The 25,847-nt window shown below is 67.8% G+C and carries 21 protein-coding genes and 1 pseudogene; 8 read left to right on the top strand and 14 right to left on the bottom strand.

The window, feature by feature from the left end; translation table 11 throughout:
* Window positions 1-10: 10 nt before the first annotated feature.
* Window positions 11-178: a hypothetical protein gene (locus tag ABD794_RS11240; RefSeq protein ID WP_344962820.1), complete on the bottom strand. Its 168-nt coding sequence runs from the start codon at window positions 176-178 to the stop codon at window positions 11-13.
* A 114-nt stretch (window positions 179-292) separates the two neighbouring features.
* Between ABD794_RS11240 and ABD794_RS11235 the strand changes: the two genes are divergently transcribed.
* The gene (locus ABD794_RS11235) at window positions 293-1,600 is read left to right on the top strand and encodes an AAA family ATPase (RefSeq protein ID WP_344962781.1); all 1,308 of its coding nucleotides are present in this window, start codon (window positions 293-295) and stop codon (window positions 1,598-1,600) included.
* A 16-nt stretch (window positions 1,601-1,616) separates the two neighbouring features.
* Here the strand turns inward: ABD794_RS11235 and ABD794_RS11230 are convergent, their stop codons facing one another.
* The 4 genes from ABD794_RS11230 to ABD794_RS11215 all read right to left on the bottom strand — a co-directional run bounded on the left by ABD794_RS11230 (window position 1,617) and on the right by ABD794_RS11215 (window position 4,758).
* Window positions 1,617-2,597, bottom strand: coding sequence for a CU044_5270 family protein (locus tag ABD794_RS11230; RefSeq protein ID WP_344962783.1), 981 nt, complete (start codon window positions 2,595-2,597; stop codon window positions 1,617-1,619).
* The gene (locus ABD794_RS11225) at window positions 2,594-3,217 is read right to left on the bottom strand and encodes an RNA polymerase sigma factor (RefSeq protein WP_344962818.1); all 624 of its coding nucleotides are present in this window, start codon (window positions 3,215-3,217) and stop codon (window positions 2,594-2,596) included. Before ABD794_RS11225 ends, ABD794_RS11230 begins: the two co-directional genes overlap by 4 nt.
* A 101-nt stretch (window positions 3,218-3,318) precedes the next feature.
* Window positions 3,319-4,035 (bottom strand): hypothetical protein, encoded by a 717-nt coding sequence (locus ABD794_RS11220; RefSeq protein WP_344962816.1) that lies wholly within the window; start codon window positions 4,033-4,035, stop codon window positions 3,319-3,321.
* 54 nt (window positions 4,036-4,089) lie between these two features.
* Entirely contained in the window at window positions 4,090-4,758 is a 669-nt protein-coding gene (locus tag ABD794_RS11215; protein ID WP_344962814.1) for a histidine phosphatase family protein, read from the bottom strand.
* Between ABD794_RS11215 and ABD794_RS11210 the strand changes: the two genes are divergently transcribed.
* A complete protein-coding gene (locus ABD794_RS11210; protein WP_344962812.1) occupies window positions 4,757-5,113 on the top strand; it encodes a gamma-glutamylcyclotransferase family protein in 357 nt (118 codons plus the stop codon). The two genes, ABD794_RS11215 and ABD794_RS11210, sit on opposite strands and share 2 nt — an antisense overlap.
* A gap of 46 nt (window positions 5,114-5,159) precedes the next feature.
* Here ABD794_RS11210 and ABD794_RS11205 read toward each other — a convergent pair whose 3' ends face one another.
* Complete coding sequence (locus ABD794_RS11205; RefSeq protein WP_344962810.1) at window positions 5,160-5,336, bottom strand: hypothetical protein; 177 nt, start codon at window positions 5,334-5,336, stop codon at window positions 5,160-5,162.
* A 313-nt stretch (window positions 5,337-5,649) separates the two neighbouring features.
* On the opposite strand from ABD794_RS11205, the gene ABD794_RS11200 reads away from it, so the two are divergent.
* Window positions 5,650-7,302 carry a multicopper oxidase family protein gene (locus ABD794_RS11200; protein WP_344962808.1) on the top strand — a complete coding sequence of 551 codons (1,653 nt, stop codon included), beginning with the start codon at window positions 5,650-5,652 and terminating at the stop codon, window positions 7,300-7,302.
* A gap of 837 nt (window positions 7,303-8,139) precedes the next feature.
* On the opposite strand, the gene ABD794_RS11195 is transcribed toward ABD794_RS11200, so the two are convergent.
* The 3 genes from ABD794_RS11195 to ABD794_RS11185 are packed head-to-tail and all read right to left on the bottom strand — an operon-like array spanning window position 8,140 to window position 9,432.
* Window positions 8,140-8,553, bottom strand: coding sequence for a hypothetical protein (locus ABD794_RS11195; protein WP_344962806.1), 414 nt, complete (start codon window positions 8,551-8,553; stop codon window positions 8,140-8,142).
* Entirely contained in the window at window positions 8,550-8,978 is a 429-nt protein-coding gene (locus ABD794_RS11190) for an ATP-binding protein (protein WP_344962803.1), read from the bottom strand. Before ABD794_RS11190 ends, ABD794_RS11195 begins: the two co-directional genes overlap by 4 nt.
* Window positions 8,979-9,024: 46 nt before the next feature.
* Window positions 9,025-9,432, bottom strand: a complete 408-nt coding sequence (locus tag ABD794_RS11185) for an NUDIX hydrolase (RefSeq protein WP_344962824.1) — start codon at window positions 9,430-9,432, stop codon at window positions 9,025-9,027.
* Between the two features lie 113 nt (window positions 9,433-9,545).
* Between ABD794_RS11185 and ABD794_RS11180 the strand changes: the two genes are divergently transcribed.
* On the top strand, window positions 9,546-10,334 hold the full coding sequence (locus ABD794_RS11180; protein WP_344962801.1) for a GntR family transcriptional regulator: 789 nt from the start codon (window positions 9,546-9,548) through the stop codon (window positions 10,332-10,334).
* Between the two features lie 705 nt (window positions 10,335-11,039).
* On the opposite strand, the gene ABD794_RS11175 is transcribed toward ABD794_RS11180, so the two are convergent.
* Window positions 11,040-11,378, bottom strand: a complete 339-nt coding sequence (locus tag ABD794_RS11175; protein ID WP_344962798.1) for a GntR family transcriptional regulator — start codon at window positions 11,376-11,378, stop codon at window positions 11,040-11,042.
* Between the two features lie 266 nt (window positions 11,379-11,644).
* On the opposite strand from ABD794_RS11175, the gene ABD794_RS11170 reads away from it, so the two are divergent.
* The gene (locus tag ABD794_RS11170; RefSeq protein WP_344962796.1) at window positions 11,645-12,670 is read left to right on the top strand and encodes a GntR family transcriptional regulator; all 1,026 of its coding nucleotides are present in this window, start codon (window positions 11,645-11,647) and stop codon (window positions 12,668-12,670) included.
* Window positions 12,671-12,755: 85 nt separating this feature from the next.
* Here the strand turns inward: ABD794_RS11170 and ABD794_RS11165 are convergent, their stop codons facing one another.
* The 3 genes from ABD794_RS11165 to ABD794_RS11155 form a co-directional block, all read right to left on the bottom strand.
* On the bottom strand, window positions 12,756-13,607 hold the full coding sequence (locus ABD794_RS11165) for an NsdA family TPR-like regulatory protein (protein ID WP_344962793.1): 852 nt from the start codon (window positions 13,605-13,607) through the stop codon (window positions 12,756-12,758).
* A gap of 1,913 nt (window positions 13,608-15,520) precedes the next feature.
* On the bottom strand, window positions 15,521-15,685 hold the full coding sequence (locus ABD794_RS11160) for a hypothetical protein (RefSeq protein ID WP_344962791.1): 165 nt from the start codon (window positions 15,683-15,685) through the stop codon (window positions 15,521-15,523).
* Window positions 15,686-15,953: 268 nt separating this feature from the next.
* Window positions 15,954-16,217 carry a DUF6303 family protein gene (locus tag ABD794_RS11155; protein WP_344962789.1) on the bottom strand — a complete coding sequence of 88 codons (264 nt, stop codon included), beginning with the start codon at window positions 16,215-16,217 and terminating at the stop codon, window positions 15,954-15,956.
* Window positions 16,218-16,228: 11 nt separating this feature from the next.
* On the opposite strand from ABD794_RS11155, the gene ABD794_RS11150 reads away from it, so the two are divergent.
* A complete protein-coding gene (locus ABD794_RS11150) occupies window positions 16,229-16,465 on the top strand; it encodes a hypothetical protein (protein WP_344962787.1) in 237 nt (78 codons plus the stop codon).
* A 2,595-nt stretch (window positions 16,466-19,060) separates the two neighbouring features.
* Here the strand turns inward: ABD794_RS11150 and ABD794_RS18885 are convergent.
* Complete coding sequence (locus tag ABD794_RS18885) at window positions 19,061-19,582, bottom strand: GntR family transcriptional regulator (protein WP_425585997.1); 522 nt, start codon at window positions 19,580-19,582, stop codon at window positions 19,061-19,063.
* A gap of 2,528 nt (window positions 19,583-22,110) precedes the next feature.
* Between ABD794_RS18885 and ABD794_RS11145 the strand changes: the two are divergent.
* Together ABD794_RS11145 and ABD794_RS11140 are read left to right on the top strand one after the other, a co-directional pair.
* Window positions 22,111-22,515: pseudogene (locus tag ABD794_RS11145) on the top strand (NUDIX hydrolase); the annotation flags it as partial.
* A 2,689-nt stretch (window positions 22,516-25,204) separates the two neighbouring features.
* Entirely contained in the window at window positions 25,205-25,396 is a 192-nt protein-coding gene (locus ABD794_RS11140; RefSeq protein WP_344962785.1) for a hypothetical protein, read from the top strand.
* The last annotated feature ends 451 nt before the right edge of the window (window positions 25,397-25,847 follow it).

Here is a 25,847-nt window from a genome sequence, read left to right as displayed (position 1 = left end):
CGCCATGTGATCAGGCCGGCGGCTGCGGGCCGCGCCACACGGTGTACAGGCCCGAGACGGCGACGGCGATCGTCGCCAGCGACTCCGGCGCCACGCCGCACAGGACGAGCACCGTACCGGCGCCGAGTACGGCGAGGAAGACGACGAGATCCCAAGTTCGCCCGTTGCGCTGCGGCATTGCGAAGCCCCCTGTCATGGTTGGCGATGCGCCCAGGCTGACGGATGGTCGGGGCGCTGCGGCAGGTGCAGCGGTGCTGCCGGATCACCGGCAGCGGGCGGGGGGAAAGCGGCGATGAGCGAGCTGAAGCCGATGGACGACGATCTGCCGCCCGATGTGGTCGCGCTCGCAAGGGCGTTGCGGGATCTCTTCGCGGGCCTGTGCGTCTCCACCCGTCGCTACGCGGCCCGCCGCGCGTACGACTCGTCCACGGTCTCCCGCTACCTCAGTGGACGCCGGCTGCCGCCGTGGGAGTTCATCCTCAACCTCCTGCACGACGTCGGTGAGGCGCGGGGTTCCACGCCGACCACCGCGGCGGTCGACATGCTCCGCACACTGCACACCGCGGCGCTGGAGTCGGGCAGCAGCCCTGCCCACAGGACGCAGCTCCTGGAACGCGAACTGGCCGAGGCCGACCGGGAGGCGCGGAGCGCCGCCACGCGGGAACGCTGGCTGGAGGACACCCTCCAGGACCGCGAACACCGCATCCGCGACCTGGAGATGCGCAACCGCGAGCTGGAGGCGAGACTGGCGGCCGCGGAGGCGAACGCCCGGCTGAACGAGGAGATCCGGGAGCTGAAGGAGGAGTTGGCGCGTGTTCGGGCCCTGCACCAGCAGGCGGAGGAACGCTGCGAGCAGTTGGAGCGCCTGCTGGCCGAGACGGAGGAGACGGGCCTTCTGCCGGAGCCGCTGACCTCCGACTTCCGCACCCCCGACTTCCGCCCCGAGGCGGACGTCCACAACAACGTGGTGGCCGCCCCCGGCGCACCGCCCTTGAACACGGTGTACCAGTTCGGGCACGTCAACGGCAGCGTCACGATGATCACGGACACCTGGCAGGTGGACGAGGAGTACGTCGCGTCGGTGAGCGTCCGGCTCTACGACGCGCACGGTCAACACCTGGGCAACGGCCTGCTCTTCGACGCCGAGACGGTCATTACGGCGGACCCGGGCCCGAACGGATTCTGGCTGGGACCACAGGGCCGCGCGATGAGCGCCGGTACCGACGAGTGGAAGGTGCCGGTCGAGCCGATCGAGGCACAGGCGTTCCCACCCCTCAAGGTTCTGCGCCTGGCCGAGCCCGTCGCCTTCCCCGACCGGTCACTGGCCTTCGAGCAGCGCCCAACGCCCGGCAGGCAGTTGCTCGTCAGCGCGCATGCGATGCAGGGACGGTACTCATGCCTCCTCGACGTCAAGGGCCGCTCCGGGGACCTGCTGCGCGCGTCCGGCGAATTCGTCGACGGGCTGGTCGGGGCCCCGGCGTTCTCCAGCGCGGGGGCCCTGACGGGCCTGGTCATGGATTACAGCCTGGCCGAGGAGCGAGGGCTGCTGCTCCCCGTCGCAGCCCTGCGCACTCTCACCACGGTCAAGCTGCCCGACTAGCGTCCGGGCCCCCCGCTCAGGGGATGTCACGCGCCCGGTCGACGACCGCCCGCTCCAGGATCGCGTTGGCCCACACCAGGGTGCCGGCCTTGCCCCACTCGTCGGTCCTGGTGAGGTAGGTCCGCCGGCCGAGGTACGACAGGGACTTCTTGTCGAAGACCCACTCGGTGCGACGGCCGAGTTGACGGTCCTCGCGGGCGACGGCGACGCCGTGCCGGCCGTCGGCGTCGACGGCGTCCCGCATCGTCACCACCCCCGGGATCTTCGCGGCGGCCTTGTAGAGGGCGGCCTCGGTCCTGGGGGGCATGACCCCGGTCCAGAGCAGGTTCCCGATCGTGTCGAAGACGGTCTGGTCGAACTCCTGGCCCTTGATGGGACGGGTCTCCTTGCGGAGGCGCCGGAGGAGGGCGTCGGGGTCGGTGGGCAGGGAGGCGAGCCACTGGTAGGTGGGCCGGTCGATGCCCGCCGGGTCCTTGTCGGCGCCGTGGATGGTCACGTACTCCCCGTCCTCGCGGAACACCCCGACGTCGTTCGTCGGGCCGGAGTTCTGCGAGAACCAGTCCTCGCGCTGCTTGAGCTTCCCCGCCTTGACCGGCTTGATGTGCTCGGTCTCGGTGGCCACGCTGCGTACGTAGACGTACTGGTCGTCCCGCACCGGCTTGGTGCCGGACTTCAGGGCGACGGCGGCGATCCGGTCCAGCAGCACCACGGCTCCCCGCCCGGTGCCGGTCTCGGCCAACGGGACGCGCGCCGCGGGGGGTTCGTCGTGTCCGCCCGTCAGGGTGGTGACGACGAGGGTGCCCGCGACGGCCGTGGCCGCGAGGGGCAGGGCGAAGGCGGGGCGGACGAGTCGGCGGACGAGCGGCCGGGGCCGCCGGTCGGCGTCGATGGCGCGCAGCAGCCGCTCCTTGTGGTGGCGGTGGCGGCCCGGCGGCAGGTCGCGCTCGGCGGGGCCGGGCAGCAGCCGGGCCAGGTCCTGGTGCTCGGGGGTCTTCATCGGGCGTCCTCCTGGACAGCCAGGGCCGTCAGGGCGGCCGTGTTCGCTGCGGGGCTTCCGGCCGGTGCGCGCCCGGCGCCCGCGCCGAGCTGCTCGTCGGTCAGCCGGCGGAGCCGGGCCCGTGCGCGGGAGAGGCGGGAGCGGACCGTGCCGACGGGCACGCCGAGGGCCTGTCCGGCCTGGGCGTAGTCCAGGCCGCCCCAGACGCACAGGGCCAGCACCTCCCGCTCGGAGCGGCGCAGTGCCGTCAACGCGCGCCGGACGGCGTCCAGTTCGCGTCCGCCGTCGACGCGGGACGCCGATTCGTCCGCGAAGTCCCGCACCGTGTCTGCCGTCGGCGCCGGTTTGCGGGCCAGGAAGGCCAGCTTGCGGCGCAGGCCCCGGTTGGCGTTGCGCGCCTTGTTGGTGGCGATGCCCATCAGCCAGGGGCGCAGGGAGTCGCCCTCCGGTTCCAGCCTGTCCCGGGTGCGCCAGGCCTCCAGGAAGGTCTCGGACATCACTTCCTCGGCCGTCGACCAGTCGCCCGTCAGCCGGTAGGCGTGGTTGTAGACCGTTCGCGCGTGCTCCTCGTAGAGCTCGGCGAACGCGTCGCGGTCACCCGCTCTGATGCGGTCGCGCATGGGCGGCCCTCGTTCTGTTTCCGTTCATGCCCTGTGCCTCTCCGCGGGCGGAGGGCAGTTCCGGTGACCCGCGTCACATGGGTCGCGTCATACGGGTCGCGTCAGAGGGGCTTCGGCGTCCACGGCTCGGGGGCCCGGAACGGCGCCCGCCGCCACGCGCGCACGGCGACGGCCACCATCGGCGCGGCGAGCAGCGCCCAGAGCGCCGGTCCCGTCCAGAGCCGGAGATCGAGCGCCGCGACGGTCACCGCGGCGGCGACCCCGGCGACTCCCAGGCCGAAGGCGAGCCGGACGAGGTGGCGCATGCGCCGGGTCGGCTCGGTCCGGTCGGCTCCCTGCCGCAGCCGCCAGCCGCACGCGGTGATCAGAACCAAGCAAGCGGTGCCGACGCCCAGGGCGGCGGCGAGATCCGCGCCGGGCGGATTGACGGGGCGCGCCCAGGCGCCCTGCCTCGTCCCCTTGGCCGCGATCTCCTGGACCGCGCCGTGCCAGACGGTGCCGGTGACCCGGTCGCCGTCGCTCAGCCTGCTCAGCAACGGGTCGTCACCGGCGAACCCGACCCGCCGGACCCCGCCCGCGGAGTCGGTCAGGGTCGCCTTGTGCCGGTCCTTCCCCAGGCGGATGTCGGAGACGGTGAACTCCCGCTCCCGGACGCAGTCGTCCGTCCCGGTCGCCGTCCGCGCGCAGGCCGGCGCGGACCGGTACGCGCGCTCGTCGGCGATCGTGTCCGGCACCAGGGTGCACGCCACCCACACGGCGAAGACCACGCCGAAGACGCCCGCGAGGAGGTACAGAATCGCCGTCCCGGAGTTACACAAGGGGTCTCGACCGTTCATATCGAACAATCCTCGCACAACCGCACAGAAGGCCCCTCAGGGTCGCTGCCCGAACGCGACCAGCCGCATCCGGCCCCCGTCGCGGACCCACCGCGAGACGGAGGCGTTCGGCACGGGCCACGGTCGGCCGACGGGCCGCTCGCCCCCGCCGGAGAGCACGTACCGCAGCGCGACGATCACGGCATCGTGCGCGACGACCAACACCCGTCGTGCCCCGCCGAGTTCGCCCAGCGCCTCCCGGACGCGCGCCGCCACGTCGGACAACGACTCCCCGCCGGGCGGCCGGTGCTCCCACTCCCCCAGGCGGGCCGCCTCCTCGGGGGCACGCTCGCGCAGGGCGATCTCGTTGAGTCCGTAGAGCTCCCCCATGTCCCGGTCGCGCAGCCGCACGTCGACGCGGGGCGGCGGCAGGGAGACCGCGTACCGCGCCATCCCCTCCCACGTCTGCCGGGCCCGCAGGTAGGGCGAGACGACGCCGGCGTCCGGCGGCTCCTGCCCGGCCAGCCACCGGCCCGCCCGCGCGGCCTGCTCCCACCCGTCCTCGGACAGGGGCACCTCCGCGTCCCCGCCGGGCGGCAGCACGACCGGCACCCCGTCCCGCCGCCCCCGCTCGAAGAGCACGTTCGCCGTGCTCTCCCCATGCCGGACGGCGACCAGTTGCTCGCCTTGCCTCCACCCCGCCCCACCACGGATCCTGGTGCGCATGATCGACAACTCCACCGTCCGCCTCTTCTCCTACGGCACCCTGCGCCAGCCCGAGGTCCAGCGCTCCCTCTTCGGCCGCGAGGTGACCGGCGCATCCGAGGAACTGCCCGGCTACCGCCTGGACACGGTGGAGATCACCGACCCTCACGTCATCGCCCTCAGCGGCTCGGCCCACCACCCCATCCTGCGCCCCACCGGCGACCCGGCGGACCGGGTCCAGGGCACCGCCCTGCAGATCACCGAGGCCGAGCTGGCGGCCGCCGACGACTACGAGGTGGACGACTACGCCCGCACCCTCGTCCCCCTCGCCTCCGGCACCCACGCCTGGGTCTACGCCCCGGCCGACGCCCGGTAACCGCGACAGCGGGCACTTCGGCCGCGCCCTCCGGTGCGGAACCGCCCTAGCACCTCCCCCACCGCCGCCCCCGCCGGGCGACCACCCACTCCGCCCGCAGCTGCTCGTACTCCCGCCGCTCGGCGGCGGTGAGCGCACGCCCCCGGCGCTCGGACAGGAACGCCCGAATGGCGCGGTTGATCTCCTCCGCGCAGAGCTGCTGACGCACACGAACCGGGGACATGCGCACAGGCTACGACCGCCCACTGACAACGACCCCGGGTTCGGGCCCAAGTTAAGAAGATGCTCATCAAACCCTCATCAACCGGGCCCCGCTGACCGCTTCCGCCCCGCGGACCGTCCGCGGCGACCTCGCGGACCGTTCACGGCGACCTCGCGGACCGTTCACGGCGACCTCGCGGACCGTTCACGGCGGCCCGCATGGGGCCGGACGGAGGACCCCACGGCGTTGCGCGAGCCCTCACCGCGCCTCCATGCCGAGGATCGGATCGTATGAGTTACGACTCCCGACCGTCATCCCGTGGGGAGAACCCGCCATGAACCCAGGCCGGAACCCGTCCCGTCGGCGCGTGCTGCGAGGAGTGGGCGCGCTGGGCACCGGCAGCGCGCTGGCCGGACTCGCCGGCGCCGCGATCGAAGCGGCCGACACGACGGCCACCGCCCCGCCCGCCGACGGCCCGCTCCTGCGCGACCTGCCGCAGGTCTCCAGCCGGGCGGGACGACTCGAGCACACCCTCTCCATGGCCACCACCAGCACCGTCGTCGGCGGACGCCGGCTCCGGCTGGACACCTACAACAACGGGCTGCCCGGCGAGATTCTGCGCATCCGCCCCGGCGACCAGGTCCGGCTCCTGCTGCGGAACCAGATGGTCCCCACCGGACTGCTCCCCGCCTGCGACGACCTGGACAAGGGCCGGAAACACTCCGACTGCCTGCCCAAGGCCCAGGGCCTCCCGGAGGTCGAGGACCTCCGCAAGGAAACGTTCGCCACCAACGTCCACGTACACGGCCTCCAGGTGTCCCCGAGCGGGCGCTCGGACAACATGGACGTCCGCGTCGACCCCGGCGGCAGCTTCCAGTACGTCTACGACATCCCGAAGGACCAGCCCGCGGGCCTGCACTGGTACCACCCGCACCACCACGGCTCCACCACCCACCAGGCGTGGTCCGGACTGAGCGGGCCCATCATCGTCGAGGGCGACATCGACCGCGTCCCCGAGATCGCCGCCATGCGCGAACGGACCATCGTCGTCAGCTCGTTGCGGGTGGACGCCAACGGCGAGAACCCCACCGACTTCATGCTGCCGGCCGGGGACGACGAGGGTTACGACGCGCTCCCCGGCGTGCAGGCCGAGCGCCTCTACACGCTCAACGGCCAACTCCGCCCCGTCGCCCGCATCCAGCCGGGCGAAACGCAGCGGTGGCGCGTGCTCAACGCCGTTCCGCACCGCGAACTCTGGCTGCGCGTCGAGGGCCACACCCTGCACTGGATCGGCGCGGACGGCATCCCCTTCGACCGCACCCGCCCCGTACCGGCCATCATGCTGGCCTCGGGCAACCGCGCCGAGTTCGTCGTACGCGGCGGCAAACCCGGCCGCTACCGCATCGAAGCGGCCGCGTACCACCCGGGCGGCAGCCGCGCCGACCGGCCGGCCCTACGGCTCGGCACCCTCGAGGTCACCGGCCGCAAGACGTCGGGCCGCATCCCGGACCGCCTCGTCGCCCCCCGCCGGATGCCCGACCTGCCCGTCGCCCGTCACCGCACGATCACCGTCTCCCGCGACAACTCCGGCCACCACGGCCCCGGTCCACGATTCACCATCAACGGCCGGCTCTTCGACATGAACCGCATCGACGTCGAGGCCGAGGCCGGAACGGTCGAGGAGTGGCGGTTCATCAACGAGGACGCCTACCAGCACCCGATGCACATCCACATCAACCCGTTCCAGATCGTCGACACCAAGGGCGTCCCCCGCGGCGACACGTCCTGGTACACCGACCCCGGCATCTGGTGGGACACCCACCGCCTCCCCCCGCACGGCGAACTCACCCTGCGCACCTACTTCCGCCCCGACGCCCACGGAAAGACCGTCTTCCACTGCCACGTCCTCCCCCACGAGGACCACGGCACGATGGCCAACCTGCTGATCCGGCCGCCGTGCGGCCACTGCCACGAGGGACACGACTGACGGGACGGCGAAGGCCCGGGAGCGCGATCGCTCCCGGGCCTTTCCGACGGGGTGGGCAGAGACGGATGTGAACCGCCGAAATCCGCTTTGTCAGTTCGGCCTGCGAGCAGCACAGAGCCGTGACCCGCAGGAGGGCAATCGCTGTTGCACGCCTGAAGCTGTCGCGATCCGTGGGCGTTGTTGTCAGCGGTAGATGTCAGCCTTGAGTTGTGCGCTTGACGACCGGGACCTACCTACACCATAGGACGTACAGCAGCCGGGCAAAGCAAGGATACGTACGCCGAGTTCTGCCATGCCCACCCTCGGGCCGATCGCCCTCAGAGCCAGCACATCATATCGATGCTGCGTAAATTGGAGCGACACAACATCGATGTGCCCGTGCTGATCCACGCGGGGGGCTTTGATCCAGAGCGTGGCGTCGACCACCGAATCTTTGCAGCTACGTCAGCTCCGGACGAGTTGGTCAATTACGTCATCGACCTCATGGAGAGGGCCAGGCTGAGGTCCTTGTGAGGGGACGGCGCCGCTTGGAACTGCACCGACCCCGTGCTGGCGTCCGGTAGGAACCACAGCGTCCCCCACTGCCATCCCGTCTGTCGTCGTCAGCCCCCTCCTCAGCCCCATGCGACCCGCACTCGATCGCCGGCCCCTCCGCCGTCCAGCGCCGGAGCGCCCCCGCCGGAGGCATTCGTCCTGAGGTTCAGCGGCTCTCCGCGGCTGTCGCGCGGGCGGGCGGACCCGGGTCGGAGCGGGGCAGAGACAGGAGCGGCGGCCCGGGGGAGCCGGGCCGCGCGCGGCGAGCGGATGCGCGCCGTCTTGAACCTGCAGAGAAGGGTGTTACTCACCCGGGAGCGGCGGGAGCGCAGGCTTGAAGGGGTAGGTCGTGAACCGCTTGGCGCAGGTGGGGAGTTCGATCGTCTTGCGGTCGGCCAGGGGGAGGAAGAGGGCCGGGCGGATCGTCCATGTGAGGTGAAGGTCGCCGTGGTCCACGGTGTAGGTGCAGGTCTGGCCGCCGATGAGCGATGACACGGCCTGGGTCCTGTCGGCCCAGGCGCGTACGGCTGCCGCTTCGCTCTCGTGCTGGTACGGCGTTGTCATCTCCATGGCCACGATGATGCTGACGACGGCTTCGGATGCGCTTCTGGCGTCGAAGGCTGTGACGAGCCTCGATCCTCGCGTGCTGTCGAAGAACGTGATGGTGCACTGGCACCAGTAGCCGAGCCGTAAGGCCAGTTCGTCCCGTCGCTTCATCGCTTGCCTCCTGCGGTTGCCGGGTGGGTGACCAGCTCGGCGGTCACGGTGTGGCCTCTGCGGTCTCCTCGGACCGTCGTCCGGGTTGCGAGCGAGCAGACGAGGGCCAGGCCCCGGCCGCGCGGAGTCGTTTTCGGGAGGCGACCGATCGTCGGTGTCGTGCGGGAGCCGCCGGCGTCCGAGACCGAGACGGCGACGACGTGTTCGGACACGCACACGGCCACGTAGAAGTGCCCGTCCCGGTAGCCGCTCGCTGTGTGCTGGACGGCGTTCGTGCTCAGCTCGCTCACGATGACGGCCGCGTCGTCGACGTACGGGGAATGTCGGAGTACGTCCCGAGCCCAGCGGCGTACGCGTCCGACCTCTTCCGCGGAACCTGGGCAAGTGAGCCCCCAGACCTGCAAACTACTCGTATACTCATCCATACAAGTTCCTTTACGCTGGTAGGCCGCTATGGACAGTGGGTTTCTACTAGACGAGTCGGACGCCGTCGTGGGCCCGGACAGCCGGCGGATTCGCGGCGTCAAGGGCGTCCAGGACGCGTATCGCGTACGCCTCGTCGGCGAGCTCGGTGACCTGTTCGCGCGTCGCCCAGCGCAGGGCACTGGTCTCGGCACCTATGGCCGGATCCCCGTCGATCGCCTCGCAGCGGAAGACGAGGGAGACGATCAAGCCGGTCATGTTCTTGTACACGCCAGTCAGCACGGCCGGGGACGCAATCTTGATCCCGGTCTCTTCGAGCACCTCGCGCTCCAGCGCGTCCGGGATGGTCTCGCCCGCTTCGAGCACGCCGCCGGGCGGCTCCCAGTGACCGTTGTCCCGCCGCTGGATCAGCAGGGCACGGCCCCGGGTGTCCACGATGACCCCGGCGACGCTCACGGAGTGCGGGCGTTCGCTGCTCACGTTCCTCGGTCCCCTTTGGCTGACTAGGCTCTCCCACCGTAGCAACTGAACTCAGCTGCTCGTCTAGATACCTAAAGGAGTGAGCACAGGTGGCTGCTCTTTCGTCCGGCCTGCTCGGTGCGCTGGATCCCACCAGTGATCGCGCGGTGTATCGCCAGATTGCTGACCAACTGCGCGAGGCCATCGACAAGGACCGCTTCGGGGAAGGCGACAAGCTGCCCTCCGAAGCCGAGTTGGTGGAGCACTACTCCGTATCGCGGATGACCGTCCGCAACTCGCTGTCCATCCTCCAGAGTGAAGGGCTCGTGCTGTCCGAGCACGGCCGGGGCGTCTTCGTCCGGCCCCGCCCGCCCGTACGGCGCCTCGCCTCCGACCGCTTCGCCCGCCGGCACCGCGATCAGGGCAAGTCGGCCTTCACGGTGGAGGCGGAAGCCGCAGGAAGCCGCCCCGAGGTCGACCGCCTGGAGGTGAAGGAGGAACGCCCCCCGCAGGACATCTCCGCACGCCTCGGCGGACCACGCAGGGTCCTGGCCCGGCGTCGTCGCTACCTCCTCGATCAGCGGCCGGTCGAATTCGCCGTCTCGTACATCCCACTCGACCTCGCCCGCAACACCCCCATCGCCGAGCCCAACCCTGGCCCCGGCGGCATCTACGCCCGACTTGAAGAACTCGGCCACCGGCTCGACCACTTCGAGGAAGAGATCCGCTCCCGGATGCCAACTCCTTCCGAGGTGCGGACCCTTCAACTCGCCACCGGCGTACCGGTGATCCACCTGGTCCGGACCGCATACGACACCGAGGGACGGGCCGTCGAAGTGTGCGACACGATCATGGCAGCGGACGCCTACGTCCTCTCCTACCAGCTGCCTGCCACCTAGGAGTTGGGGAGGTGCGGGCGGTCTCCTGTCGACTCGCCATCCGACGGCGCCAACTCGTACACCTCCGCCGGGGACCCTTCGTTCGAACTACTCTCACATAGAGACCAGGTGTCTTCCTTGGCAACGCCTCCGTCAGGGCGCCATGCGCGCCAAGGCGGGCGCTAACTGGCACGCCAGCGACCTGGTGTTCACCACACGAACTAGTCGGCCTATTGAGGACAGCGACGTCCTGCGGACCTTCCATCGGCCGACCGACAAGGTTGGCCTGCCCCGCATCCGCGTCCACGGCGCCCCCGCGCCGCGATGGGAGGCGGTCACACACACGGACCGCATACCCGGTCGCCGTCGGCACCGACGATGGACGTTGATGTCATCCGCGGATGCCGATGAGCCCCGGGGCCGAAGCTCCGGGGCTCTTCGCTGCCGGTGGGCACAGACGGATTTGAACCGCCGACATCCGCTTTGTAAGTTCGCCCCAGCCTCTCCGCTGCTTGGGAAGCTCGTACTCGTGCCCGGGCGGGGAGTCCCTGGGAGTCCTCCGGTGGTCACCTTCGTCCACGGCCGTTGCCGTCACGAAGTGCCGTCACTCGGACGTTCCAGATGGGCGCCAGCGGCCCAGATCAGCGTCGCGCAGGGCCAGCTTGGCTGGAGTCACCAGCCGCGTACGACCATTGAAGGCGCGGTGAACTGATCGGCTGGCAGAGCTCATTGGCGGTTCTGAGTCGAGTTCTCCAAGCGCTGAAGCCGGTCCTCAAGACAGGCGATATGTGCCCGCAGCGACTCGATCTCTTGCCTGATCAGCTCAAATTCCGCGCTTGACTCACGCCTTTCATGCGCCTCCGGGCGATCGGTCACGAAGTACCCGCGGGTGGACTCGGCCCGCGCGTAGCCCGACCTGGCCAGCAGTTGCAGGGCCTTGGTTGCGGTTCCCGCGGCGACCTCGAAGCGCTCCGCAATGTCGCGGACGGCCGGCAGCTTGTCTCCGGGCTTCAGGCGACCTGTGGCGATCTCCGCTCTGAGGGCATCCGCGATCTTCTCGTTCACTCGGCGTGCTTCGGCGTCGGCGGGCGTCATGCTTTGAGGCTAACCGCCCCTTCAGTGATCTAACTGGCCTTACTGACACAGCCATTGCCGACCGGCCGACGATCAAGGCGGTGCCGTGGCTCCGATCAACGTGGGGGTACCACCGGGGGCCAGGCGCACCGGGTGGCGTGGAAGCAGTGGTCCCCGCGCCTGCGAGGAGTCACCACCACCCCGTAACGTTACGGTGTGGGTTGCCGCGAACCCCCAACGGAGGGAGACGGGTGAGCGTGACAGGAAGCAGCACCGGCTACCAAGAGATCGCAGATGCGCTGAGGGCCCAGATTGCTAAGGGATCCTTGCGTGCAGGGGATGCTCTGCCCTCCGAAGCCGTGCTGAGTAGACAGTTCGGCGTCGCCCGCGACACCGCGCGACACGCCTTGCTCACCCTGGAGGCGGATGGCCTCGCCAGCGCAGCCGTCCCTGGGCGCGGACGCTTCGTTCAAGACCCTCAAAGCACGACCGAGGTCAAGGCCAGGCACCAGGAGGTCGCGGACACGCTGAGGGCCTGGATCGCTGCTGGAAAGCTCGGTGTTGGTTCGGAGCTTCCCTCTGAGGCAGAACTATGCCGGGAATTCAGCATCTCGCGCTCAACCGCTCGGCGAGCTTATTCCGCTTTGGAACAGGAAGGCCTTGTCAGCGGCTCAAAGGGGTCAAAGCGCGTTGTCTCCGCCCCTATGAGCTTCCACGACGATGGGAACCGCTCAACAGCTTGGAAGGTTTACGGAGAGCGACCCATCTACGAAAACCGGTGGGTAACCGTCGCAAAGGCCGACATCGAAACGCCCGACGGGGACCGATTCGAACATCACAAGGTGTACCTGCCGGCCGCAGCAATGACCGCCATGCTGGACGACCAGGACCGTGTCTTTCTGATGTGGCGCCACCGCTTCGTCTCGGACACTTGGAATTGGGAATTGCCCGGCGGGCTGATCGACGCGGACGAGGATCCAGCTGTCACGGCTGAGCGTGAAATCCTTGAGGAGACCGGATATCGCCCCAAGGGCAAGTTGGAGCACGTGGCAACGTTTGAGCCCATGATCGGAACCGTGACTAGCCCTCACCACGTTTACGTGGCCAGGGGCGTGGAGTACGTGACAGAACCGACTGAGGTCAACGAGTCACAGCGAACGGCATGGATTCCTCTCTCTGAGATCCCGAGCCTGATCAAGGCCGGAGAAATCGCGAATTCGGGGACGTTGGTGGCCCTCCTTCACCTACTGGCCACCAGAGGAATCAGCTCACGTAGCGTTTAGGATTCGGTCGATCCGGCGGCGCTGACGAAGGGATCCGGTCAGCGTCGCCAACTCGCTTGCGGTCTGCGCCTGCTTACGAGCCTCGCTAAGATCGCCTCGCTTCGCGAGCGCGCTCGCCAGGTCGCAGCGTAGTCCCAGCCTCAGCCCTGGTGAACCCGGGCTCCATCGAGCCCAATGCCCGGCTGAGGTCTTCGACTGCTTCAAGTGCCCCCAATTGAGCCAAGCAGGCTCCGCGCCACCGAACGAGGTGAGGGCCCGCTAGGAAGAGGAAGGGCATTTCCGGGTTGGTAGCGTCTGACGGCAGCGATTCATCGGCTCGCTGCAAGGCCCGGCGACACTCCTTATCGTTGCCAAGAACTGCCTGCACCTCCGCTTCGGATGCACTGATCCAGGTAGCCATCAGAGCGGGGAGCCTATTTTTCCCCAACTCTTGAGCCTGTTGAACCAACTGCAAGGCTTCGACAGGCTGGTTCAAATCCAGGAGAATGCAGGCTTGTTGCGCTGTGGCGTGCGTCAGCAGAACTGAACTCCCAGCCTCACGCGCCGCATTCTTCGCTATTTCGTGCAGGTTCCAAGCATCGCGGTAGCGCCCTAAATCCAACGCCTGCCACCCTGCGAGCGCCGCCGCATCGGACAATGCAGCAGCGGTTAGCTGCCGCGCTCCTGCCACTACACCGTTCCTCAACAGCCCTTCCATTTGGGCCACGTGACCTTGAATCTGGGGGAGCAAGGCGGAAGCGCCGAGACGACGGTCTAGCTGGCGCAGGTTCTCGGTCTGCGATTCCAGTAGCTTGACCAACGAAATATCCGCGCTGCGGGCGGCCAGCAGTTCGCGCTTGAACTCGGCAACCTCGTCTTCATCAGGCCCTTTCGCATCGTCGGGGAAGGCCCCCAACGCGACTGCCGTGGACTCGTAAACGTCACAGAAGAGGGTCAAGTACTCCCCTACGAGGGGGCGCCGTCCGGACTCCCACTCGCGAACCATCCGGTCCAGGCTCTCGTCAGAGGCGACCCTCATGCCGCGGTTTCCGGCGGCGCGCTTCAGCTCCAAGATCAGGCGAGCCTTCTTCCACCCGCGCTCTTGGCGGCACTGGGCGAGTGCAGTCATGGCGACCCCCCGACGCTCGAACGTCCCGCCTGACACTGCCACTTGACCTCGATGTATCGCAACAGCACGGGAGGGACAGTCCCCCCACTGTCCGCCTTGCTCCTCTGCCGCTACGCCCCCTCGGAGCGGGATCGTCATGGAGGCGACGGACAGTCGCTGAATACCCCGCGAACGTGTGTTCCTGACGAGTGTGACTCTGCAATCGTGCGTAACCTGTGAATCCTAGTACGCTCGCGACTCACTGACAAGTTGGCACAACGTGTGCACAACCTGGCTGCCGACTGCAAGTGGGATGACTCGGTGACTTCAGCCATGCAGGTGGTTGCTCCTGAAGTGTGTAGGAATCATCTGTGTTGGGCAGCATGCGTAAGTTCGAGTGTAGTCTAGATGCATTCGCGGTACGACCTCTGTTCACTCTTCGGACGCGTCATGACGCGGATGTGGCTTTATGTGACGAAGGATCATGTCATAAGATGTGTGGTGGGTGACGCTCTTCGCGGGCGTGCGGCTCTACGCTGACGCGGGGTATGTGTCGCAGGTGGCCACGAATGGTGAGACAGCAAATGTCGTCTCAACCTCTGCGCAGCGTGCGCCGTATCGCGTTGGCGACCGTTGCCTCCCCTGCCAGCGTGCAGACAACCCCGGTGTGCTGGCGGATACGGCGGGGTGTGAGTCGGGAGCAGTGTTACGGCTCTGGGCAGACTGCGGTAGCTCGTCTTCGCTCGTCGGAAAACGCGACGCGCGTGTGGCCAAGGTGCGGTGTGCCCTTCCCGATTTCAGTCGATGCTGCGATCAGATGTCATGGGGACTCAGTGCATGTGCGCTACGTATATCTGGACTGAGCAGGTGGACCGATCAATGCTAAGGGGCACGACGTCGTGACTGTTTGGGTGTGACCAGACTGATGATCGCGTTGAAGCTCGGTGTCCTCGGAGACGCACCGGTCGATCCTGTGTGGCATTTGAGTAAGTGTGGAGGAGGCGATGGGAGTGGCGAGAGAGGCGTGCTCGTGCGCGTCCTGGCGGCGTGCACTCGGAGGCATGGGTCTCTCGGTGCCGACGACGTCGGGCTCGGTGGGAAGCCGGTCGGGTGTCGCGCCGGACCCCGCGGTCGTAGGAGCGATCAGGTTGAGGCAGAGCGCCCCGCGGCTGCGTCACGGTGCTCGTCGCCGCTGTCCCGCCGCGACGAGACGTGCGACTCGGCGTCGCCCGGTGCACGCGGGCGTCGCGAAGACAAGCGCCTGGGGCGGTGCGTGATGGTCGGTGCACGATCACCGGCTACCGCCCGCGCGGCTGTCCGGCGGCGGCGGGCGGCCTGGCTTTCTGAGCCGGCCGCGGTGACGCCGCGGCCTGCACGCTCGCGCCTGTGCCGGGCGATCAGCCCGGAAGTCTTCTTCCCCGCCCCGGATGACCGCGCCACCATGGAGGTGTCCCCCGGTCCCTGTGCGCCGCATGCCCGTCCAGGCCGCGTGCCTGGCGACGTTGCGAATGGGTGCTGCGAGCGGGCGCCGGGCACTCCACGCCGGCACGGTGATCGCGGGGCTGGGCTGACGTGGCAACGCTGGAAGCTGCTACCGCACCAACCGCGTCCCCGGCGCGACGCCGGCGCCCCGCCAGCTAGCCGCGGTGCCGGTGCTTGAACGACTAGGATCGCCACCACCGTGGCTGCCCTGCTCACCACCGACGGCAGGCGGCCGACAGCGCGCTTTACGCCCGCAGCTCGCCGCTCGCAGACCTGAGGAGTTACCCCGTGAACATCGCCCTGCCCGAGACCGTCCGTGCCGTCCACCAGGATCCGGGTGATGCCTTCCCGAAGATGACGATGGCGTTCCTGTCGAGGAACTGCTGCGACTTCACGCGGTCCGGCGACTGCTCCATGGACACGGCCCGTTGGGTGCTGTCCGTCAAGCCCTCTCGCCAAGGGCGGTGGCCGGAGTACCGCTGGCCCGTCGCGCGCCCGCAACCTGCCGCCCACCGTGGCCGGAGCGCAACGCGACGCTGTCGGCGGCTTGGCTGGCGCGCCATGCCTGACGCGACCTTGGAAGTGGGACGAGCTGTTCGGTCTCATATCACACGTGAGTGATCTCGTCTCAATCAAAACGAACGGTTATGTAGGAGGGAAATAAATCAAAAAAAAAATATATAGGAATAATAATAAAAAGAAAAGGAGAAGAGATCACTCCGTAGTATAGGAAGGCCCTGACAGCTCGTCCCACTTCCAGGTCGCGTCAGGCATGGCGCGCCAGCCAAGCGCCGACAGCGTCGCGTTGCGCTCGGCCACGGTGGGCGGCAGGTTGCGGCGCGCGACGGGCCAGCGGTACTCCGGCCACCGGCCCTTGGCGAGGGGCTTGACGGACAGCACCCAACGGGCCGTGTCCATGGAGCAGTCGCCGGACCGCGTGAAGTCGCAGCAGTTCCTCGACAGGAACGCCATCGTCATCTTCGGAGAGCATGCATCACTCGCGGATCCTGGTGGACGGCACGACGGTCTCGGGCAGGGCGATGGTCACGGGGTACCTCCTCGGCTGCGAGCGGCGAGACTGGGGCGTAAGCGCGCTGTCGGCCGCCCTGCCGTCGGTGGTTGAGCAGGGCAGCACGGTGGTGGCGATCCTGTCGTTCAGTCCCCGGCACCGCGGCAGGGTGCCGGGGCGCCGGCGTCGCGGCCGGGGAGGGCGGTTGGTGCGGTAGAGCTTCCAGCGTTGGCCACGGGGTCAGCCCGCCCCGGATCCCGTGCCGGTGGAGTGCCCGGCGGCCCCGCTCCGACGCCATCGCGTCGGCCAGCACTCGGCCTGGACCGGCATGCGGCGCACAGGACCGGGCGACCTCCCTGGTGGCGCGGTCATCCGGGGCGGGGAGAGAAAGACTTCCGGCTGATCGCCCGGCACAGGGCGGCGTGCAGGCCGGGGTCAGCGCCGGCTCGAAGCCAGGCGCCCGCCCGCCCGCCCGGACTGGCCCGCCGGGGCGGTAGCCGGTGATCGTGCCCGCCATCACGCCACCGCCCGGTTCTTGCGCGGTGCAGGCGCGGACGGTCGTCCTTCCGTCGGGCGGGACAGCGTGGCACGTGAGCATGCTGCGGGCGACTGCTCGCCCGTCGATTCCGTTCCTCGACGCGTGTCGCGGCGGAGCGACCCGTGTCTCACTTCGAGAGTGTCAGCTCGTGTCGTCGCGGGAGAGTGATGTCCCGGTCCGCCGCCAGACGCGCGCGACGTCTCCTCGCCACTCAATCGTCCTGTCCACACCCAGCCACAGGTCGACCGGCGTACCGAGGGCGAGTTCAACGACGATCGTCGGCAGTGACGGCCACCTGGCCGCCGATATACGTGCGCATGCGATCCCCCCTGATCTGTGAGGACGGGAAGGAGGGCGGCCGGCGCGTCGTGGTGAGAGGACGGCCGTCCTGCAGAGCCTGAACGCCCGGCTCCCCTCAACGTACAGCACGGGGCTGGACGGGGCAGGGGAGCAACCCGGTCGCAACGCGATAGGCGCTGCCGCAGAGGTTGAGCGGACTTGCTGTCTCCTTCGGCTGCGACTCCCGTGTCAGGTAGAGCCGCCACGCCCGGCGAAGGCGTATGGAGACATGACCTTTCGGTCTAAGCCCTCCCGAATGACAAGGTCGGGTGCGCCCTCGGCTCGATCTGTCCCGAGCCCCTTGCCCCTGCTGGCTGAGTCCGAAGTCCCAGGCAGCACGGAGCCGTTGGCCAACTTGTATGTCGGCGTCTAGTACAGGTTACGCGTTGCGGGTCACCCGTCAAGGCGTTCGCGGGGTTTCAGCGACTGTCCGTCGCCTCCATGACGATCCCGCTCCGAGGGGGCGTAGCGGCAGAGGAGCAAGGGCGGACAGTGGTGGGACTGTCCGTCCTCCGTTGCTGGTTTGCGATACATCGAGGTCAAGTGGGAGTGTCAGGCGGGACGTTCGAGCGTCGGGGTCTGCCATGACTGCACTCGCCCAGTGCCGCCAAGAGCGCGGGTGGAAGAAGGCTCGCCTGATCTTGGAGCTGAAGCGCGCCGCCGGAAACCGCGGCATGAGGGTCGCCCTCTGAGCGAGTAGCTGGACCGGATGGTTTCGCGAGTGGGAGTCTCGGACGGCGCCCCCTCGTAGGGGAGTACTTGACCCTCTTCTGTGTACGTTTACGAGTCCACGGCAGTCGCGTTGGGGGCCTTCCCCGACGATGCGAAGGGGCCTGATGAAGACCGAGGTTTGCCGGAGTTCAAGCGCGAACTGCTGGCCGCCCGCAGCTGCGGATATTTCGTTGGTCAAGCTACTGGAATCGCAGACGCGAGAACCTGCGCCAGCTAGACCGTCGTCTCGGCGCTTCCGCCTTGCTCCCCAGATTCAAGGTCACGTGGCCCAAATGGAAGGGCTGTTGAGGACGGTGTAGTGGCAGGAGCGCGGCAGCTAACCGCTGCTGCATTGTCCGATGCGGCGGCGCAGTCGCAGGGTGGCCAGGCGTTGGGATTTAGGGCGCTACCGCGATGCTTGGAACCTGACTACGAATAGCGAAGAATGCGGCGCGTGAGGCTGGGAGTTCAGTTCTGCTGACGCACGCCACAGCGCAACAAGCCTGCATTCTCCTGGATTTGAACCGCCTGTCGAAGCCTTGCAGTTGGTTCAACAGGCTCAAGAGTTGGGGAAAAATAGGCCTCCCCGCTCTGATGGCTACCTGGATCAGTGCATCCGAGCGGAGGTGCAGGCAGTTTCTTGGCAACGATAAGGAGTGTCGCCGGGCCTTGCAGCGAGCCGATGAATCGCTGCCGTCAGACGCTACCACACCCGGAAATGGCCCTTCCTCTTCCTAGCGGGCCTCACCTCGTTCGGTGGCGCGGAGCCTGCTTGGCTCAATTGGGGGCACTTGAAGCAGTCGAAGACCTCAGCCGGGCATTGGGCTCGATGGAGCCCGGGTTCACCAGTGCTGAGGCTGACTACGCTGCGCCTGCGAGCGCGCTCGCGAAGCGAGGCGATCTTAGCGAGGCTCGTAAGCAGGCGCAGACCGCAAGCGAGTTGGCTACGCTGTGACCGGATCCCTTCGTCACGCCGCCGGATCGACCGAATCCTATAACGCTACTGAGCTGATTCCTCTGGTTGGCCAGTAGGTGAAGGAGTGGCCGACCAACGTTCCCCCGAATTCGCGATTTCTCCCGGCTTGATCAGGCTCGGGATCTCACTGAGGAGAGAGAATCCATTGCCGTTCGCTGTGACTCGTTGACCTCAGTCGGTCTGTCACGTACTCCACGCCCCTGGCCACGTAAACGTGGTGAGGGCTACGTCACGGTTCCGATCATGGCTCAAACGTTGCCACGTGCTCCAACTTGCCCTGGGGGCGATATCCGGTCTCTCAAGGATTTCACGCTCAGCCGTGACGCTGGATCCTCGTCCGCGTCGATCAGCCCGCCGGCAATTCCCAATTCCAAGTGTCCGAGACGAAGCGGTGGCGCCACATCAGAAAGACACGGTCCTGGTCGTCCAGCATGGCGGTCATTGCTGCGGCCGGCAGGTACACCTTGTGATGTTCGAATCGGTTCCCCGTCGGCGTTTCGATGTCGGCCTTTGCGACGGTTACCCACCGGTTTTCGTAGATGTGGTCGCTCTCCGTAAACTTCCAAGCTGTTGAGTCGGTTCCCATCGTCGTGGAAGCTCATAGGGGCGGAGACAACGCGCTTTGACCCCTTTGAGCCGCTGACAAGGCCTTCCTGTTCCAAAGCGGAATAAGCTCGCCGAGCGGTTGAGCGCGAGATGCTTGATTCCCTGCATAGTTCTTGCCTCAGAGGAAGCTCCGAACCACACCGAGCTTTCCAGCAGCGATCCAGGCCCTCAGCGTGTCCGCGACCTCCTGGTGCCTGGCCTTGACCTCGGTCGTGCTTTGAGGGTCTTGAACGAAGCGTCGCGCCCCAGGGACGGCTGCGCTGGCGAGGCCATCCGCCTCCAGGGTGAGCAAGGCGTGTCGCGCGGTTGTCGCGGGCGCACGCCGAACTGTCTACTCAGCACGGCTTCGGGAGGCAGAGCATCCCCTGCACGCAAGGATCCCTTAGCAATCTGGCCCTCAGCGCATCTGCGATCTCTTGGTAGCCGGTGCTGCTTCTGTCACGCTCACCCGTCTCCCTCCGTGGGGTCGCGCAACCCACACCGGTAACGTTTTACGGGTGGTGGTGACTCCTCGCAGGCGCGGGACCACTGCTTCCACGCCACCCGGTGCGCCTGCCCCCCGGTGGTACCCCCACGTTGATCGGAGCCACGGCACCCAGCCTTGATCGTCGGCCGGTCGGCAATGGCTGTGTCAGTAAGGCCAGTTAGATCACTGAAAAGGGGCGGTTAGCCTCAAAGCATGACGCCCGCCGACGCCGAAGCACGCCGAGTGAACGAGAAGATCGCGGATGCCCTCAGAGCGAAGATCGCCACAGGTACGCCTGAAGCCCGGAGACAAGCTGCCGGCCGTCCGCGACATTGCGGAGCGCTTCGTGAGGTCGCCGCGGGAACCGCAACCAAGGCCCTGCAACTGCTGGCCAGGTCGGTGCTACGCGCGGGCCGAGTCCACCCGCGGGTACTTTCGTGACGCGATTCGCCCGGAGGCGCATGAAAGGCGTGAGTCAAGCGCGGAATTTGTGGCTGATCAGGCAGAGATCGAGTCGCTGCGGGCACATATCGCCTGTCTGAGGACCGGCTTCAGCGCTTGGAGAACTCGACTCAGAACCGCCAATGAGCTCCTGCCAGCCGATCAGTTCACCCGCGCCTTCAATGGTCGTACGCGGCTGGTGACTCCAGCCAAGCTGGCCCTGGCGCGACGCTGATCTGGGCCGCTGCGCCCATCTGGAACGTCCGAGTGACGGCACTTCGTGACGGCAACGGCCTTGGACGAAGGTGACCACCGGAGGACTCCCAGGACTCCCCGCCCGGGCACGAGTACGAGCTTCCCAGCAGCGGAGAGGCTGGGCGAACTTACAAAGCGGATGTCGGCGGTTCAAATCCGTCTGTGCCCACCGCAGCGAAGAGCCCGGAGCTTTCGGCCCGCGGCTCAGTCGGCATCCGCGGATGACATCAACGTCCATCGTCGTGTGTGCCGGACGGCGCGACCGGTGTATGCGTGTGCCGTGTGTGTTGTTGACCGCCTCCCATCGCGGCGCGGGGGCGCGTGGACGCGGATGCGGGGCAGCCAACCTTTGTCGGTCGGCCGATGGAAGTCCGCAGGACGTCGCTGTCCTCAATAGGCCGACCTAATGTTCGTGTGGTGAACACCAGGTCGCTGTGCGTGCCAGTTAGCGCCCGCCCTTGGCGCGCATGGTGCGCCCTGACGGAGGCGTTGCCAAGGAAGGACACCTGGTCTCTATGTGAGAGTAGTTCCGTACGAAGGGTCCCCGGCGGAGGTGTAGCTGAGTTGGCGCCGTCGGATGGCGAGTCGACAGGAGACCGCCCCGCACCTCCCCAACTCCTAGGTGGCAGGCTAGCTGGTAGGAGAGGACGTAGGCGTCCCGCTGCCATGATCGTTGTCGCACACTTCGACGGCCCGTCCTCGGTGTCGTATGCGGTCCGGACCAGGTGATCACCGGGTACGCCGTGGCGAGTTGAAGGGTCCGCACCTCGGAGGAGTTGGCATCCGGTGAGCGGATCTCTTCCTCGAAGTGCTCGATGCCGCCGAGTGTTCTTCAAGTCGCGTAGATTGCCGCCGGGGGCCAGGTTGGGCCTCGGCGATGGGGGTGTTTGCGGGGCGAGGTCGAGTGGGGATGTACGAGTACTGCGAATTCGACCGGCGCTGATCGAGGAGGTAGCGACGACGCCGGCCAGGACCCTGCGTGGTCCGCCGAGGTCGTGCGTGAGATGTCCTGCGGGGGCGTTCCTCCTTCACCTCCAGGGCGGTCGACCTCGGGGCGGCCTTCCTGCGGCTTCCGCCTCCACCGTGAAGGCCGACTTGCCCTGATCGCGTGCCGCGCGGGCCCGAAGCGGTCGGAGGCTGAGGCAGCCGTACGGCGGGCGGCGGCCGGACGAAGACGCCCCGGCCGTGCTCTGGGCAGCACGAGCTCTCACTCTGAGGATGACGCTGATGTTGCGGACGCGTCCCCATCGGCGATACGGAGTAGTGCTCCACCAACGCAGGCTTCGGAGGGCAGCTGGTGCTCATCCCGAAGCGTCCTTGTCGATGCTCGACGCAGTTGTCAGCAATCTGGCGATACACCGCGCGATCACTGGGTGGGATCACAGCGCACGAGCAGGCCGACGAAAGAGCAGCCACCTTGTGCTCACTCCTTTAGGTATCTAGACGAGCAGCTGAGTCAGTTGCTACGGTGCGGAGAGCCTAGTCAGCCAAAGGCGACGAGGAACGTGAGCATGCGAACGCCCGCACTCCGTGAGCGTCGCCGCGGGTCATCGTGGGACACCGGGGCCGTGCCCTGCTGCATCCAGCGGCTGGCGACAACGGTCACGGGCAGCCGCCCGGCGGCGTGCTCGAAGCGGCGAGACATCCGGACGCGCTGGAGCGTCGAGTGCCCTCGAAGAGACCGGGATCAAGATTGCGCTGGGTGGGGCACCGGCCGTGCTGACTGGCGTGTGTACAAGAACATGACGGCTTGATCGTCTCCTCGTCTTCGCTGCGAGGCGATCGACGGGGCTCCGGCCATAGGTGCCGAGACGCAGTGCCCTGCGCTGGGACGCAGCGACGGTCACCTGAGCTCGCCGACGAGGCGTACGCGATACGCGTCCTGTACGCCTTGACGCCGCGAATCGCCGGCTACTGTCGGCCCACGACGGCGTCGACTCGTCTAGTAGAACCCACTGTCCTAGCGCCTACAGCGCTAAAGGAACTTGTATGATGAGTATACGAGTAGTGTGTGCAGGTCGCTCACTTGCCCGGTTCGCGGAAGAGGTCCGACGCGTACGCCGCTGGGCTCGGGACGTACTCGACATTCCCCGTACGTCGACGACGCGGCCGTCATCGTGAGCGAGCTGAGCACGAACGCCGTCCAGCACACAGCGAGCGGCTACGTGGGGACGGCACACTCTACGTGCTCGTGTGTGCGTCGTCCGAACACGTCCGTCGCACGTCTCGGGTCGCGAAAAACGCGGCGGCTCCCGCACGACACGACGAATGCGCGATCGCCTCCCGAAAAACGACTCCGCGCGGCGGGGCTGGCCTCGTCCTGCTCGCTCGCAACCGGACTGACCCTGGTCCGAGTCAGGAGACGGCAGAGCCACACTCCGTGACCCGCCGAGCTGGTCACCCACCGGCAACGCAGAGGCAAGCGATGAAGCGACGGCCGAACTGGCCTTACGGCTCGGCTACTGGTGGCAGTGCACCATCACGTTCTTCGACAGCACGCGAGGAATCGAGGCTCGTCACAGCCTCGACGCAGAAGCGCATCGAGCCGTACCGCCAGCATCATCGTGGCCATGGAGATGACAACGCCGTACCAGCACGAGAGCGAAGCGCAGGCGTACGCGCCTGCCGACAGGCCCAGGCCGTGTCATCGCTCATCGCGGCCGAGACCTGCACCTACACGGGACCACGGCGACCTCACCCTCACATGGACGATCGCCGGCCCTCTTCCGTCCCCCTGGCACGACGCAGACGATCCGAACTCCCCACACTGCTGCCAAGCGGTTCACGACCTACCCCTTCAAGCTGCGCTCCCGCCGCTCCCGGTGAGTACACCCTTCTCTGCAGGTTCAAGACGGCGCGCATCCGCTCGCCGCGCGCGCGGCGCCCGGCTCCCCACGGGCGCCGCTCTGTCTCTGCCGCTCCGACCGGTCGCCGCTGTCCCCGCGACAGCCGCGGAGAGCGCTGAACTGCAGACGAATGCTCCGGCGCGGCGCTCCGGCGCTGGACGGCGGAGCCGCGAGATCAGAGCTGCGGGTCCGCATGGGATGAGCGCTGACGAGTGAGCGACCAAGGGGTGGGACGGCGATGGCAGTGGGACGCTGTGGTTCCTACCGACGCCAGACACGGGTCGTGCCAGTTCAAGCGGCGCCGTCCCCTCACAAGCGACCTCAGCCCTGGCCCTCTCCATGAAGGTCGATGACGTAATGAACCAACTCGTCCGCGAGCCGACCCGTAGCTGCAAAGATTCGGCTGTCGACGCCACAGCTACTGGATCACAGCCCCCCGCGTGGTCAGCAGGCACATCGATGTTGTGTCGCGTCCAATTACGCAGCATCGATATGATCGTGCTGGCTCTGAGGGCGATCGGCCGAGGTGTGAGGCATGGCAGACTCGGCTTGTACGTATCCTGTTGCTTTGCCGCGGCTCTGTACGTCCCGCCTATGGGTGTAGGTATAGCGTCCCGGTCGTCAAGCGCACACTCAAGCTGACATCTACCGCCTGACCACAACGCCACGGATCGCGACAGCTTCAGCGTGCAACAGCGATTGCCCTCCTGCGGGCAACGCTCTGTGCTGCTCGCAGGCCGCGAACTGACAAGCGGATTTCGGCGAGTTTCACATCCGTCTCTCAGACGACCACCCGTCGGAAGAGCCGGGAGCGATCGCGCTCTCCCGGGCCTTCCCGCCCGTCCGTACAGTCCGTGTCCCCCGTGGCAGTCGGCCGCGCACAGGCGGCCGGATCAGCAGTTGCCCTCGTGCCGTGGTCCGCGTGAGGGACGTGGCAGTGGCAGACGGTCTTTCCGTGGGCGTCGGGGCGGAAGTAGGTGCGCAGGGTGAGTTCGCCGTGCGAGGCGGTAGGTGGTTCGTCCCACCAGAGATGCCAGGGTCGGTGTCACCAGGACGTGTCGCCGCGCGCGACGCCTTGTGTCGACGATCGGAACGGGTTGATGTGATAGTGCATCGGGTGCTGGTAGCGTTGTCCCCTCCGTCTCGGCCATGATGAACGCACTCTCTCCGACCGTGTCGCGCTCCCCGCTTCTCGACGTCGATGCGGTAGTCATTCCGAGAGCCGGCCGTTGATGGTGATCTGGGGACCGGGGCCGTGGTGGCCGAGTTGTCGCGGGAGACGGTGCGTGCGGTGACGGGCGACGGCAGGTCGGGCATCGGCGGGGGGCGACGAGCGGTCCGGGATGCGGCGCCCGACGTCTTTTGCGGCCTGGTGACCTCGAGGGTCGCCGCGCGTAGGGCCGGCCGGTCGGCGCAGGCTGCGCGCCGGGTGGTACGCGGCGCCGCTTCGATGCGGTAGCGGCCGGGTTTGCCGCCGCGTACGACGAACTCGGCGCGGTGTGCCCGAGGCCAGCATGATGGCCGGTACGGGCGGGTGCGGTCGAAGGGGATGCCGTCCGCGCCGATCCAGTGCAGGTGTGGCCTCGACGCGCAGCCATAGTTCGCGGTGCGGAACGCGTTGAGCACGCGCCAACCGCTGCGTTTTTCGCCCGGCTGGATGCGGGCGACGGGGCGGAGTTGGCCGTTGAGCGTGTAGAGGCGCTCGGCCTGCACCCGGGGAGCGCGTCGTAACCCTCGTCGTCCCCGGCCGGCAGCATGAAGTCGGTGGGTTCTCGCCGTTGGCGTCCACCCGCAACGAGCTGACGACGATGGTCCGTTCGCGCATGGCGGCGATCTCGGGGACGCGGTCGATGTCGCCCTCGACGATGATGGGCCCGCTCAGTCCGGACCACGCCTGGTGGGTGGTGGAGCCGTGGTGGTTGCGGGTGGTACCAGTGCAGGCCCGCGGGCTGGTCTTCGGGATGTCGTAGACGTACTGGAAGCTGCCGCGCGGTGTCGACGCGGACTTCCCATGTTGTCCGAGCGCCCGCTCGGGGACACCTGGAGGCGTGTACGTGGACGTTGGTGGCGAACGTTTCCTTGCGGAGGTCCTCGACCTCCGGGAGGCCCTGGGCCTTGGGCAGGCAGTCGGAGTGTTTCCGGCCCCTTGTCCAGGTCGTCGCAGGCGGGGAGCAGTCGGTGGGGACCATCTGGTTCCGCAGCAGGAGCCGGACCTGGTCGCCGGGGCGGATGCGCAGAATCTCGCCGGGCAGCCCGTTGTTGTAGGTGTCCAGCCGGAGCCGGCGTCCGCCGACGAACGGTGCTGGTGGTGGCCATGGAGAGGGTGTGCTCGAGTCGTCCCGCCCGCTGAGACCTGCGGCAGGTCGCGCAGGAGCGGGCCGTCGGCGGGGCGGGCGGTGGCCTGTCGTGTCGGCCGCTTCG

The organism is Streptomyces thioluteus (assembly GCF_039535865.1).
The sequence above is the reverse complement of the archived record's forward strand: the minus strand, read 5'-3'. Positions and strand labels throughout refer to the sequence as shown.